Consider the following 12927-nt stretch of genomic DNA (forward strand, 5'->3'; position numbering starts at 1 on the left):
GGCGGCATGCCGCGGGCATCCCCGTCAGAAGTGGTCCCAGTAGGGTGGGTCGCCGAAGTACCCCTCCAGGAAGTCCACGAAGTGGCGCACCTTACTGGCCAGCAGCTGGCGGTGGGCATACACCGCATAGAGCCCGAGCGGCTCTGGCTCATGCTCGGGGAGCACCACGCTCAGCCTGCCCTGCTGGATGGCGCTGCCCGAGAGGAAGGTCGGCTGCAGCGCGATGCCGGCCCCGCCCATGGCGGCCTCCACCAGCACATCGCCATTGTTGCTGGTCAGCTCGCCGCCCTCTCTTCCGCCTCCGCCTACACCACCGCCGCGTGGCAGCCACTGCAACAGCGGCTCCTGGCTCTCCTCCATGTAGCGGTAACGCAGGAAGCGGTGCCCGGCGAGGTCCCGGGGATGCTCGGGCGTGCCATGCCGCGCCAGGTACTCCGGCGAGGCGCACAGCACCAGGCGCACGGGGGCAATGCGCCTGGCGATCAGCGATGAGCTCTTCAGTCGGCCGATGCGCAGCGCGATATCGAACCCCTCCTCGACGATATCCACCTTGCGGTCGTTGAGCTGCAGGTCGATATCCACGGCGGGGTGGGCCCGCTGGAAGTCGTTGATCAGTGGCGCCAGGTGGCGGATGGCGAACGACACCGGGGCACTGATATGCAGCCGCCCGCGGGCCTGCGTCTGCAGCTCGCCGAGCTCGCTCTCCATGTCGTCGATCTCGGCCAGCACCTGCTGGGCGCGCTGGCGATAGGCGGTCCCTGCCTCGGTCAGGTGGAGCCGACGGGTGGTGCGGTTGAGCAGGCGCACGCCCAGGTGCTGCTCCAGCTGCGAGACATACTTGCTGACCAGCTGCGGGGAGAGCGCCAGGCGCTCGGCCGCCCGGGTGAAGCTCCCCTCGGCCACCACGGTGACGAAGGCGCGCATGGCATCGAGGCGGTCCATGGCCGGCTCCTGGCGGTGGGCATTTTCTGACTATCCATGATTTGTTGATAGTAATGCAATGATGGTGCGGTTATTCCCCCTTCAGCGGCGATAGTAAAGTTGCCACATCGCTCGAGGCCACCCGGCGCTCGGCGTACCCCGACACCCCGATGAGGACGACTCCATGAAGACCCAACTCGTTAAATCCCTGTTCGACACCACCGGCGGCTACGGCGCCCTGGCCCTGCGCATCCCCGTTGGCCTGATCCTCACCGCCCACGGCGCCCAGAAACTGTTCGGCTGGTTCGGGGGCTATGGCCTGGCGGGTACCGCCCAGTGGCTGGAAAGCATTGGCCTGGCCCCCGGCCTGCTGATGGCCCTGCTGGCCGGCGGTGCCGAGTTCTTCGGCGGCCTGGCGCTGATGCTCGGCCTGCTGACCCGCCCCGCGGCGCTGGTCTCCGCCTTCACCATGCTGGTGGCCATCGTCAGCGTTCACCTCGGCAACGGCCTGTTCCTCGCCAACAACGGCTACGAATTCGCCCTCGCCCTGCTGGCTGCCACCGTGGCCCTGACGTTCCAGGGCGCTGGCCGGCTGTCGCTGGATGGCCTGCTGGCACGGCGCGTCTGATCCCGAGCCCGGCAGCGAGGCGACGAACCCGATCCGGCACCCTCCCACGGCGGAGGGTGCCCCACGAACAGGAGGAAACCCCATGCTGGTCAACGGCATCTGGCAGGAGAACTGGCAGCCGGTCCAGGCGAAGGACGACGAGGGGCGCTTCATTCGCCAGGCCTCGGTCTTCCGCCACTGGATCACCCCGGACGGCGCCCCCGGCCCCAGCGGCAGGGGCGGCTTCAAGGCCGAGCCCGGGCGCTATCACCTCTACGTCGCCTATATCTGCCCCTGGGCCTCCCGCGTCCTGATGGCGCGTCGGCTCAAGGGGCTCGAGGAGATGATCGGCGTGAGCGTGGTGAACCCGCGGCTGACCGACCAGGGGTGGCAGTTCGGCGGCTTCCCGGGCGCCGACGAGGACCCCCTCCACGGCGCCCGCTACCTTCACGAGCTCTACACCCGGGCCGACCCCGAGGTCTGTGGCCGTGCCACGGTGCCGGTGCTGTGGGACAGGCAGACCGGCACCCTCGTCAACAACGAGTCGGCCGATATCCTGCGCATGCTCAACGGCGCCTTCTCGGACCTCGTCGACCAGGGGCCGGACCTCTACCCTGACCACCTGGCCGCCGAGATCGAGACGCTCAATCGGGAGCTCTACACCGACCTCAACAACGGCGTCTACCAGGCCGGCTTCGCCTCCAGCCAGCAGGCCTATGAGGAGGCCTTCGGCAAGGTCTTCGCCAGGCTCGATGCGCTGGAGGCGCGCCTCGGCGACGGGCGCTCCTACCTGTTCGGTGATGAGCTGACCGAGACCGACATCCGGTTGTTCGTGACCCTGGTGCGCTTCGATGCCGCCTACCACGGGCTCTTCAAGTGCAACCGCAACACCCTTGCCGCCATGCCGGCCCTGCACGCCTACCTGCACCGCCTGCTGGCGCTGGAGGGCATCGCCGAGACGGTCAACCTCGAGCACATCAAGGCGGGCTACTACTCGATCAGGGCGTTGAACCCCGGCGGCATCGTGCCCGTGGGCCCGGACCGGCTCTGAGCCCTGGATAACTGAGACGGGAAATCCCGGCGGACGCGAGGCCCGCGGCGGGCTATGGTGAGGCCATGAGCCCGTTGACCGCTGAGGAGAGCGCCATGAGTGACATGATCAAGGACGCCACGGCGTCGTCGTCCCTTGACTGCCCGGTGGTGGAGGGCCGGCGCCAGGTGCAGCATGTGCCGGCACGCAAGGCCGAGGTGGGCGGCATCCCCATCCACCGGGTGCTACCCTCGCGGCAGCGCCGCCTGGTGGGGGCCTGGTGCTTCCTCGACCACGCGGGGCCCGCAGTGTTCAAGGGCGACAGTCGCGGCATGCAGGTGGGGCCGCATCCGCATATCGGCCTGCAGACCTTCACCTGGATGATCGCCGGCGAGGTGCTGCATCGCGACAGCCTGGGCAGCGAGCAGGTGATCCGCCCGGGGCAGGTCAACCTGATGACCGCCGGCCGCGGCATCAGCCACACCGAGCAGTCGCTGCCGGAGGACCCGCAGCTCCACGCGGCCCAGCTGTGGATCGCCTTGCCGCACGCCCATCGTCATGCCGAGCCGCGCTTCGACCACTACCCGGACCTGCCGGTCTGGCAGGAGGCGGGCGTCACCCTGACGCTGCTGGTCGGCGACCTTGCCGGTCGCCAGGCGCCCACGCTCACCTTCTCGCCCCTGATGGCGCTGGATCTCGCCGCCGCGCAGGAGGCCGAGCTGGACCTGCCGCTTCGGCCCGGGTTCGAGTACGCCCTGCTGCCCCTGGAGGGCGAGCCGACCCTGAAAGGGGAGGCCCTGGCCGTGGATGAGTTGGCCTACCTGGGCCGTGGGCGTGACAGCGTGACGCTGGCGCTGCCGGCAGGGGCCAGGGTGCTGCTGATCGGCGGCGAGCCGCTGGGCGAGGAGGTGCTGATCTGGTGGAACTTCGTCGGCCACGGCAAGGCGGAGATCGCCGAGGCCCAGCGCGAATGGGAGGCCGGCGGCGAACGCTTCGGCCGCGTGGCCGGCTTCAGCGACGACGAGCGGCTGATGCCGCCGCCGCTGCCCTGGAAGGTGTAGTCCCCCCGATTTTCTTGGCCAAGGAGGTAACAGGCGTTGCTCTACTACGTGACAAAGGTGGCCATCACCGCCGTGCTGGTGGTGCTGATCGCGGAGATCTCCAAGCGCAGCTCCTTTATCGGGGCCGTGCTGGCGTCGGTGCCGCTGACCTCCGTGCTGGCCATGCTCTGGCTCTACATCGACACGGGCGATGGCGGCAGGGTGAGCGCGCTTGCCGGCAGCGTGTTCTGGCTGGTGCTGCCTTCCCTGGCGCTGTTCATCGCGCTGCCCCTGCTGCTGGCGAAGGGGGTCAACTTCTATCTCGGCCTCGCCGTCTCCATCGCCATCACCGCGCTCTGCTACTGGCTGATGGTGACGGTGCTGCACTTCTACGGCGTCGAGCTGTGAGGAGCGGCGTGGCAGGCTGGTGGTATGCTAATTTGTTACCTATCGGTACATCGAACCAGACGAGTGACTGGAGAGGGAAATGAGCAACCGGTCAGACACCATGCAGCTGCTGCAGCGTCACCTCCCTGATATGGTGCGCGAGTTTGGCGTTCACGACCTGGCGCTGTTCGGCTCCATGGCGCGCGATGAGGCTAAAGAGACCAGTGATGTCGATATCCTGGTGGTCTTCGATGGTCCGGCGACGGCAGATCGCTATTTCGGGCTCCAGTTCTACCTGGAGGACCTTCTGGGGCGCCCCGTGGATCTGGTGACCGACAAGGCGCTTCGCCCCGAGCTCCGCCCCTATATCGAGCGTGAGGCCATGCATGTCTGAGCGTCGACCCCGTCGCGAATGGCGTTTCTACATCGATGACATGATCGGTTTTGCCGAGAAAGTGCTGGCCTACACTGAAGGGCTGACTCAGGAAGACTTCATCGAGCACGATCTGACCTACGATGCCACCCTGCGAAATCTCGAGCTGATCGGGGAGGCCGCGACCCGAATCCCCGAAGAGGTCCGGGCAGCGAATCCCGAGATTCCCTGGCGCATGATCATCGCCACTCGGAACCGTATCATTCATGCCTATCTCGGCATCGATGACGACACCGTCTGGAGCATCATCCAGTCCCACATCCCCGAGCTTCTAGAGAGGCTCGAGTCCCTCAGCCGCTGACGATGCACGCGCGGCTGGTGCCGTTGCCCAGCGGCTCCACCCGGATCTGCACCGGGATGCGCTCGTGCATCTCCTGCACGTGGGAGATCACCCCCACCCGGCGCCCCAGCGCCTGCAGGCCGTCCAGGGCCTCCATGGCCAGCGCCAGGGACTGCGGGTCGAGGCTGCCGAACCCCTCGTCGATAAAGAGCGACTCGATGGTGAGCTCCCCCGAGGCCATCGACGCGAGCCCCAGGGCGAGCGCCAGGGAGACCAGGAAGGTCTCGCCGCCGGAGAGCGAGTGCACCGAGCGCCTCTCGTCGGCCATGTCCTGATCCACCACCAGCAGGCCCAGCGGCGAGCCGCCCCGCGCCAGGCGATAGCGGCGGCTGAGCCCCGCCAGGTGGGTGTTGGCGTGCTCCAGCAGCTGCTCCAGGTTGTAGGCCTGGGCGATGCGCCGGAACACCTTGCCATCCGCGGAGCCGATCAGCTCGCTGATCCGGCCCCAGCGGCGGTACTCGGCCCGGGCGGCCGCAAGCTCGTCCTGGCCGGCCCGCTGACGCTCGCGCCGGCGATCGTCGTCGCGCAGGGCGTGGAGCGCCTCGTCGCGGGCCTGCTGGGCCGCCTCCAGGCGCGGGCTGAGCTCGGCCTGGGCCTCGGCCAGGGCGGCCAGGCGGTGCTCGAGGGCCTCGGCCATGGTCTCGCCGAGCAGGGCCACGTCGTGCTTCTCCCCATCATCGCCCTCCTGCTCCCCATCGATCAGCCCCTGGCCGCGGCGGTGGCGCAGCAGGGCGGTGTGCCGCTCGGCCAGGGTGGCGGCGGCGTGCTGGCGGGCCTGGTCGGCCGCCTCGATCTCGCGCTCCTCCTCGCGGGCCTCGTCGTCGCCCTGGGCCAGCAGGCGGGCGAGGGTGGCGTCGTCCAGGTCCGGGTGCTGCGCGCGCCAGTCGGCCAGGGAGCGGGCGAGCTGCTCCTGTTCCTGCTGCAGGGCGGTGAGCTGCTCCTCCCGGTGGGCGAGCTGCTGGGCCAGGCGCTGCTGCTCGCGTTCGGCGTCATGGCGGCGGGCCAGGGCGGTCTCCCGGGCCTGGCGAGCCTGGGCTTCGGCGTCGTCCAGCCGCTGCTGCCAGGCCTCCGCGGTGGCGTGGTCGCCGAGCAGGGTGCGCAGCGAACGCTCGGTGTCGTCATGCTGGCGTTGCAGCTCGGGGAGACGCGCCTCCCGCTCGGCCAGCTGCGTCTCGGCGGCGGCCTTCTCGGCTTCCAGGCGAGTGAGCGCGAGCTCGCCCTGGCGCAGCGACTCCTCCAGGGGCGCGAGCTCGGCCTCCGCGCGCTGGAGCCGCTCCAGGTGGGCCTGGTGGGTGCTGCGCGCCTCCGCACTGCGCTGGCGCTGCTGGCCGAGCCAGCCATCGCGCTCCTCGGCCGCCACGTCGGCCAGCTCCCGGTGCAGCGGGTGGGCCTCCAGGGCCTGGCGCGCGGATGTCCACCGCGTCCGGGCAGCCGGTGCTTCTTCCTCGAGCTGCTTGCGGGTGTCCCGGGCGAGCTTGTACTGCGCCTGCAGCGCCTGGTGGGCATTCAGCGCCTGTTCATGGGCCCGGTGGGCGGCGTCGAGTTCACGCTCCTCCTCGGCCTGCTGGGCGGCGAGCTGGGCCGCCTCGGGGCTGGCCGGCGGCTGCCGGCGCCAGGGGTGGTCGAGGCCCCCGCACACCGGGCAGGGCTCGCCCTCCTGCAGGTCGTCGCGCAGCATCGCCACGCTCTCGCTCCGGGCGGCGCGGGCCCGGGCGATGAAGGCGCCGAGGCTGTCGTGGCGGGCCTTGCACGCCTCCAGCTGCCGTCGGGCGGCCTGGCCGTCGTGGGCCAGGGTCGCCAGGCGCTCATTGGCCTCGGCGAGGCGCGTCTCGAGCTGCCGGTGGGCCTGTTCGGCCTGGCGAGCCTCGCGCCAGGCGGCCTGCAGCTCGCCCAGGTCGAGCTGGCGGGCGGCGGCCCGGTCGTGGGCCTGCTGGATGGCCTGGCGCGCGGCGTGAAGCTGTGAGTGCTCACCGACCAGCTCGGCCAGGTCCGACTGCCACCGGCGCTGCTGCTCATGGCGCTTCTCCTGGGCCGCCTGCTCGCGCCGGTGGTCGTCACCCAGCTTGGCGGCCTGCGCCCGGGAACGGGTGAGCTGGGCCTCGCACTCGGCCAGCTCGCGCTGGCGCTGGGCCAGGGCATGCTGGTGCTCGCGGGCCTCGCGCAGCCTCGGTTCGGCCTCGCGGCGTGCCTCGCTGGCCGCCTCCAGGCGCTTGCCGGCGCGGTCGTGGTCGTCGGCAGCGTCCCGGGCCGCCTGCTGCGCCCTGGCCAGCGCCTGGCGGGTGGCGTCGCGGTTGGCCTCGGCCTCATGAATGTGCCCCGGCAGGCTGGCCTGGCGGGTGAGTTCCTGGCGGCGGGGGGCGATCAGCCGGCGCCGGTCGCGGTCGGCGCGCCGATCGGCGAGGGTCTGCCAGTCGGCCTCGGCGGCCTGGTGCCGCGCCATGCCCTCGACGTAGTCCGCGTGCAGGCGGGCATCCTCGTCGTGCCAGCGGCGTCGCGTCTTGAGCGACTCGGCCTGGGTCTGCAGGTGAGTGAGGGCTTGCTGGGTGGCCGTGGCGGCACGATCGAGCTCGGCGCGGGCCTCCGGCTCGGCGGGCAGGTCATCGGCGAGCCGGGTCTCCAGAGCGTCCACGGCCTTCTTCGCCTCGTTGGCGCGGCGGTAGGCGGCCATGGAGATCTCGGAGTACTCGGCGGTGCCGGTGAGGCGCTCGAGCAGGTCGCTGCGGGCGTTGTCGTCGGCCTGCAGGAAGGCGGCGAATTCGCTCTGGGCGAGCAGCACGGCGCGGGTGAACTGGTCGAAGGTGAGCCCCAGGCGCTCCGGCAGCAGGCGCTCGAACTCGCGCTTCTGGGCGGTGAGAAGGCGCTCGTCGTCGAGGTCGGTGAGCGATTGCTCCGCCGCCTGCAGGCGGCCGGTGGCCTTCTCCCGGGCGCGGCGCACCGCCCAGCGGGAGCGATAGCGGCGCCCGTCGCGGCCCAGGAAGTCCACCTCGGCGTAGCCGCTGGCGGTGCCGCGGCGCAGCAGGGTGCGGGCATCGCTGGTGGTGAGTCGCGAGTCCGCGGTGTCATCGATCTGGCTGTCGCGGCTCGGCGCCTGGCGCAGCCGCGGGGTGCTGCCGTAGAGCGCGAGACACAGGGCGTCGAGCAGGGTGCTCTTGCCCGCCCCGGTGGGACCGGTGATGGCGAACAGGCCGGCGTCAGCAAGCGGCGGCGCGGTGAAGTCGAGCTCGAGGGGCCCCGGCAGCGAGGCCAGGTTCTCCAGGCGCAGGGCGAGGATCTTCATGGGTTCGCCTCCCGTGCGCTCGTCTCGGTGTCGTCGGCGTCCAGCACCTCCTGGCGCAGGCGGTCGAAGTCGGCCAGCACGTCATCGCCCGGCGGTTCCTTCCAGCGCTCCTCCCAGGCGCGCTCGAAGAGCTTGCGCGGGCCCAGGGTCTCCAGATCCACCCGCGCCGGGGTCGCGTCGTCCTCCCCCTTCGGCAGGCGGCGCTCCAGGCGCAGCAGGCGAAGCGCCTTGTCCTTTAGCGCGGTCTCCACCCGGGCGCGCAGGTCGGGAAGGGGCGCATCGAGTTCCACGCGCACCTCCAGCCAGGGCCAGCGCTCTCTAGGAAGCTCCCGCCCACGAGCTTGGCTTGGCAGCGCCGGGTCATCCTCCAGGGCCTCGAGCTCGGCCAGCACCGCCTCGAGGGGGGCGGGGCCGATGCGGTGCATGGCCACCGGGCGCGGCACGGGAATCGCCTCTGTCGCGGCCAGCGCCTCGCCGTCGAAGGTCACCGCTACCACCTGGTGGGGGTAGGCCACCTCGCTGAAGTCCAGCGGCAGGGGGCTGCCGCTGTAGCGGATGCGCGCCTCGCCCACCTGCTGGGCGCGGTGCAGGTGGCCCAGCGCCACGTAGGCGATCGTCGGCGGGAACAGGGCGGCGGAAATGGACTCCTCGCCGCCGATCACGATGGGCCGCTCGCTGGCCTCGGAGACCGCCGCACCGTGGAGGTGGGCGTGGCTCATGGCCACCAGCGCCTGGCCCGGTTCGCGACGCGCCTCGGCGGCAGCGATCAGCTGGCGATGCACCCGCGTGATGCCGGCCACATAGTCGTTGGGAGCCTGGTCGCCTGGCGGCGTGTCGCCGGGCTCGTTCTCGGCGTCATGGGCTGCCAGCGCCGCGCCGGTGACCTCGGCAGGGCGCAGGAAGGGCAGCGCCAGGCACCAGGCGCGGGTCTCGCCCGCCTCGTCGGTGAGCGGCACCAGCAGGCGCTCGGCGTCCAGGCGGCCGTCGTCGAGCCAGCTCACCCGCCCCAGGGCGTGGGTGCGCAGGCGGCGCATCAGCGGGGCGGGCAGCTCGATGCGGTTGCCGCTGTCGTGGTTGCCGGCGATCAGCACGATATCCAGCCGCGGCAGCCGCTCGTGGGCGGAGACGATGAAGTCGTAGAGCAGCTCCTGGGCGGCAAGCGAGGGATTGATGACGTCGAAGATATCGCCGGCCACCAGCAGGGCGTCGGCCCGGCGTTCCGCGAGCGTATCGAGCAGCCAGGCGAGGAAGGCGCGGTGCTCGGCGTGGCGCTCCTGGCCGTGGAACGTCTGGCCCAGGTGCCAGTCGGCGGTATGGATCAGGGTCAACATGATCGGCGGGGCTCCCTTCCCGGCATGCAAGGCAAAGCCACGAGGCTATTCCAGCGTGAGGGATTTGCAAACCACGGTGAGTGCTATGCCCCGGTGATGTTGCCGGACCCGACCTAGGGAGGCGTCTCGCCGGCGATGCCGTAGGCCTGCCACACGGCCTCATGGAGCCAGTCGCGAAATGCCGCCATCGCCGGGGTCACCGGTCGCGATACCTGCCGGGTCAGCCAGTAGCTGCCCAGCGAGGTCGTGGTGGCGAACGGCTGGACGATGCTGCCCGCGGCGAGCTGGCGTTCGAACATCCGCGGCGGTGCCAGCGCCACCCCGGCTCCCTGGGTGGCGGCCTCCATCATCGCCAGCGAGGAGTCGAAGGTGATCCCGCGCAGTAGCGGCGGGGGCCGCTGGATGCCCGCGGCGGCGAACCAGCTGGGCCACTCGTTATCCCGATAGGAGCGCAGCAGCGTATGCTGGAGCAGGCTGGCGGGACGGCTCATCGACTCGGCGAGTCGTGCCGTGCAGAGGGGCGAGAGCGGCGCCTCGAACAGTCGCTCGGATTCGCAGCCATGCCAGGCGCCATCACCGAAGCGGATGGCGTAGTCCAGCCCTTCGGCGGCCATGTCGACCCGGTTGTTGTGGGTCGACAGACGAACCTCGAGCAGCGGGAAACGCGCCTGGAAGGCGCCCAGCCGTGGCAGCAGCCAGCCCACGGCGAAGGTGCCCACCGCCCCCACCATCAGGATGTCCCGCACCTGGCCGTTTTCCAGCCGCTCCAGCATCTCGGCCATGCGGTCGAAGGCATCGCGCAGCACCGGGAGCAGCGCTTCGCCCTCGGCGGTGACCATCAGGCCCCGCGGCAGGCGCTTGAAGAGCGCTACACCCAGCTGCTGCTCCAGCCGCTTGACCTGATGACTGACCGCGGCCTGGGTCACATTGAGCTCGTCACCGGCGCGGGTAAAGCTCAGCAGACGGGCCGAGGCCTCGAAGGCGCGCAGGGCATTGAGGGGCAGGTGAGGGCGTCTCATGGCCAAATCCTGTTCATGGCTCGTGCTAGAAATGATCGTTTGTGAGGGGCGCGGTGGCGCCGCTAATCTTCGCGGCTGACGAGTCAGCGATCATAACGATGTTCACCGGAGAAACCCATGACCCTAAAATCATTCATGACAGCTGCCCTGCTGCTGGCGCTGTCTCCCCTGGCCGCGGTGGCCGACGACTGGCAGGCCCATGACGGCTGGGCGCGTCTTTTCGAAACCCATGAGGCCGAAGGTACCCTGCTGGTGGTGGATAAGCGTGGCGAGACGGTGCAGACCTGGGTGCACGATGCCGAGCGTGCCCGGACGGCCTTCGTGCCGGCTTCCACCTTCAAGGTACCGCATACCCTGTTTGCCCTGGACACCGGCGTGGTGGAGGATGAATTCCAGCGCTTCGCCTGGGATGGGGTGGGGCGCGGCGTGCCGGCGTGGGATACCGATCAGGACCTGCGTACCGCCATGCGCCGCTCGACGGTCTGGCTCTATCAGCGCTTCGCTCGCGAGATCGGCGAGGCGGACGAGCGCCGCTATCTCGAGCTGATCGGCTACGGTAACGCCGAAGTCGGTGACAACCTCGAGCATTTCTGGCTCGAGCCCGGCCACCTGGCGATTTCCGCCGAGGGGCAGATCGACTTCCTCGACCGCCTCTACCGCCATGCCCTGCCTTTCGAGGAGGCCGATCAGCGTCTGGTCAAGGATCTGATGATCTCCGAGGCCGGTCCCGACTGGATCCTGCGCGGCAAGACCGGCTGGTCCGGCGAGCTGGGCTGGTGGGTCGGCTGGGTCGAGTGGCCCAGTGGCCCGGTGTTCTTCGCGCTCAACATCGATACCCCCAACCGCATGGCCGACATTCCCAAGCGCGAGGCCATCGTTCGCGACGCGCTACGCGACCTGGAGGCGTTGCCACCCGCGTCCTGAGCCCCACTCCGAGGAGTCGAGCATGCCGAATCCCCCCCTCCACGACTGGCACCTGGCGCCCCGCGAGGCCATCGCCCTGCAGCGGCAGCTGGCCGGGCGGGTAGAGCGTGACGATCGCCTGGATGAGGTGCGTCATATCGCCGGGGTGGATATCGGTTTCGAGCAGAAGGGTGCGATCACCCGGGCGGCGGTGGTGGTGCTGGCCTGGCCGCCGCGCTCGCCGGGGGTGTTCGACGTGGTCGAGGAGGCGCTGCACCGCGAGCCTACGCGGTTGCCCTATATCCCGGGGCTGCTCTCCTTTCGGGAGGTGCCGGCGGCGCTGGCCGCCTTAGACAGGCTCAGCGTGACGCCCGACCTCGCCATGGTGGACGGCCAGGGCATCGCCCATCCGCGTCGGCTCGGCGTGGCCAGCCATCTCGGGCTCTGGCTCGACCTGCCGACCATCGGGGTGGCCAAGTCGCGGCTCTGCGGGCGCCACGGCGAGCCGGGCCCCGCGCGGGGCGACTGGACGCCGCTGGTGGATGGCCCCGACGACGAGGTGATCGGCGCGGTGCTGCGCTCGCGAGTGGGCGTCAAGCCGCTCTTCGTCTCGCCGGGGCATCGGCTGTCGCTGGCCACGGCGCTTGCGTGGGTGGTGGCGTGCCTCGGGCGCACCAAGCTGCCGGAGCCGACGAGATTGGCCGATCGCCTGGCGTCCAGAAGAGGCTAGACGATATCCAGCGGCGTCTTGCGCGCCGGCGCCGGGAAGGCGGCGTCGAGGCGGGCCAGGGCCTCCTCGGGCAGCGGGATCGCGAGCGCCGCGGCGTTCTGCTCCACGTGCTCGAGCCCGGTGGCCTTGGGGATGGCGATCACGTCGCGGCGCCGCTCGCCGTCCGGTCCGGCGACGGGGCGGATCGCCCAGGCCAGCAGCAGCTGGGTAGGGGTGATGCCGAGCGACGAGGCGACCTCCAGCAGCTCGGGGTGGGTCAGCAGCTCCCGGCGCAGCTGCCCCGCCTGGGCCAGCGGACAGTAGGCCATGGTGGAGATGCCGTGGGCGCGCTGCCAGGGCAGCAGGGCGTGCTCGATGCCCCGGGAGCCCAGGTGGTAGAGCACCTGGTTGACGGCGCAGTCGCCTGCGCCGGGCAGGGCGTGGAGGGCCGCCATCTCGTCCACGTCGAAGTTGGAGACCCCGAAGCGGCGGATCTTGCCGGCTTCGCGCAGCCGCTCGAAGGCCTCCAGGGTCTCCTCCAGTGGGATATCGCCGGGCCAGTGCAGCAGGTAGAGGTCGAGGCGATCGGTCCCCAGGCGTTGCAGGCTCGCCTCGCAGGCGGCGATGGCCGAGTCGCGCCCGGCGTTCCAGGGGTAGACCTTGGAGACCAGGAAGGCCTCGTCGCGCCGGCCCACCAGGGCCTCGCCCACCACCGCCTCGGCCTCGCCGTCGGCGTACATCTCCGCGGTATCGATCAGGGTGAGCCCCAGGGTCAGGCCATGCTGCAGGGCGCGCACCTCGTCGCGGCGCGGGGCGAGTCCCTCACCCATGTGCCAGGTGCCCTGGCCGATGGCGGGAATCTCGACCGCAGGCTCATGGGCGGTGGCGGGCAGGGTGACGGTGGGCGGCAGCGGGGCAGGCATGCGAACT

The 12927-nt window shown here is 70.6% G+C and carries 13 protein-coding genes; 8 read left to right on the top strand and 5 right to left on the bottom strand.

Annotated elements, in window-relative coordinates; all coding sequences use genetic code 11:
• Nucleotides 1–24: 24 nt before the first annotated feature.
• On the bottom strand, nucleotides 25–942 hold the full coding sequence (locus BDK63_RS10975; protein ID WP_183331837.1) for a LysR family transcriptional regulator: 918 nt from the start codon (nucleotides 940–942) through the stop codon (nucleotides 25–27).
• A 163-nt stretch (nucleotides 943–1105) separates the two neighbouring features.
• On the opposite strand from BDK63_RS10975, the gene BDK63_RS10980 reads away from it, so the two are divergent.
• The 6 genes from BDK63_RS10980 to BDK63_RS11005 all read left to right on the top strand — a co-directional run bounded on the left by BDK63_RS10980 (nucleotide 1106) and on the right by BDK63_RS11005 (nucleotide 4719).
• A complete protein-coding gene (locus tag BDK63_RS10980; protein ID WP_183331839.1) occupies nucleotides 1106–1549 on the top strand; it encodes a DoxX family protein in 444 nt (147 codons plus the stop codon).
• Between the two features lie 82 nt (nucleotides 1550–1631).
• Nucleotides 1632–2579, top strand: coding sequence for a glutathione S-transferase family protein (locus BDK63_RS10985; RefSeq protein ID WP_183331841.1), 948 nt, complete (start codon nucleotides 1632–1634; stop codon nucleotides 2577–2579).
• A 95-nt stretch (nucleotides 2580–2674) separates the two neighbouring features.
• Complete coding sequence (locus BDK63_RS10990) at nucleotides 2675–3619, top strand: pirin family protein (protein WP_183331843.1); 945 nt, start codon at nucleotides 2675–2677, stop codon at nucleotides 3617–3619.
• A gap of 36 nt (nucleotides 3620–3655) precedes the next feature.
• Nucleotides 3656–4006: a DUF3147 family protein gene (locus BDK63_RS10995; RefSeq protein WP_183331845.1), complete on the top strand. Its 351-nt coding sequence runs from the start codon at nucleotides 3656–3658 to the stop codon at nucleotides 4004–4006.
• A gap of 100 nt (nucleotides 4007–4106) precedes the next feature.
• Nucleotides 4107–4379, top strand: coding sequence for a nucleotidyltransferase family protein (locus tag BDK63_RS11000; protein WP_183331847.1), 273 nt, complete (start codon nucleotides 4107–4109; stop codon nucleotides 4377–4379).
• The gene (locus BDK63_RS11005; RefSeq protein WP_183331849.1) at nucleotides 4372–4719 is read left to right on the top strand and encodes a HepT-like ribonuclease domain-containing protein; all 348 of its coding nucleotides are present in this window, start codon (nucleotides 4372–4374) and stop codon (nucleotides 4717–4719) included. The genes BDK63_RS11000 and BDK63_RS11005 overlap by 8 nt, the downstream gene beginning before the upstream one ends.
• On the opposite strand, the gene BDK63_RS11010 is transcribed toward BDK63_RS11005, so the two are convergent.
• The 3 genes from BDK63_RS11010 to BDK63_RS11020 form a co-directional block, all read right to left on the bottom strand.
• Nucleotides 4709–8035 (bottom strand): AAA family ATPase, encoded by a 3327-nt coding sequence (locus BDK63_RS11010; protein WP_183331851.1) that lies wholly within the window; start codon nucleotides 8033–8035, stop codon nucleotides 4709–4711. The genes BDK63_RS11005 and BDK63_RS11010 overlap by 11 nt on opposite strands.
• Entirely contained in the window at nucleotides 8032–9366 is a 1335-nt protein-coding gene (locus BDK63_RS11015) for an exonuclease SbcCD subunit D C-terminal domain-containing protein (protein ID WP_183331853.1), read from the bottom strand. Before BDK63_RS11015 ends, BDK63_RS11010 begins: the two co-directional genes overlap by 4 nt.
• A gap of 113 nt (nucleotides 9367–9479) precedes the next feature.
• Nucleotides 9480–10385 (bottom strand): LysR family transcriptional regulator, encoded by a 906-nt coding sequence (locus tag BDK63_RS11020; protein WP_183331855.1) that lies wholly within the window; start codon nucleotides 10383–10385, stop codon nucleotides 9480–9482.
• 117 nt (nucleotides 10386–10502) lie between these two features.
• Here BDK63_RS11020 and blaOXA point away from each other — a divergent pair, with 117 nt between their 5' ends.
• Nucleotides 10503–11309 (top strand): class D beta-lactamase, encoded by an 807-nt coding sequence (gene blaOXA, locus BDK63_RS11025; protein WP_425485957.1) that lies wholly within the window; start codon nucleotides 10503–10505, stop codon nucleotides 11307–11309.
• 22 nt (nucleotides 11310–11331) lie between these two features.
• Entirely contained in the window at nucleotides 11332–12018 is a 687-nt protein-coding gene (gene nfi, locus BDK63_RS11030; RefSeq protein ID WP_183331857.1) for a deoxyribonuclease V, read from the top strand.
• Here nfi and BDK63_RS11035 read toward each other — a convergent pair.
• Nucleotides 12015–12920: an aldo/keto reductase gene (locus tag BDK63_RS11035; protein WP_183331859.1), complete on the bottom strand. Its 906-nt coding sequence runs from the start codon at nucleotides 12918–12920 to the stop codon at nucleotides 12015–12017. The two genes, nfi and BDK63_RS11035, sit on opposite strands and share 4 nt — an antisense overlap.
• Nucleotides 12921–12927 lie beyond the last annotated feature (7 nt).

The organism is Halomonas campaniensis (genome assembly GCF_014193375.1).
GTDB lineage: Bacteria > Pseudomonadota > Gammaproteobacteria > Pseudomonadales > Halomonadaceae > Halomonas > Halomonas campaniensis.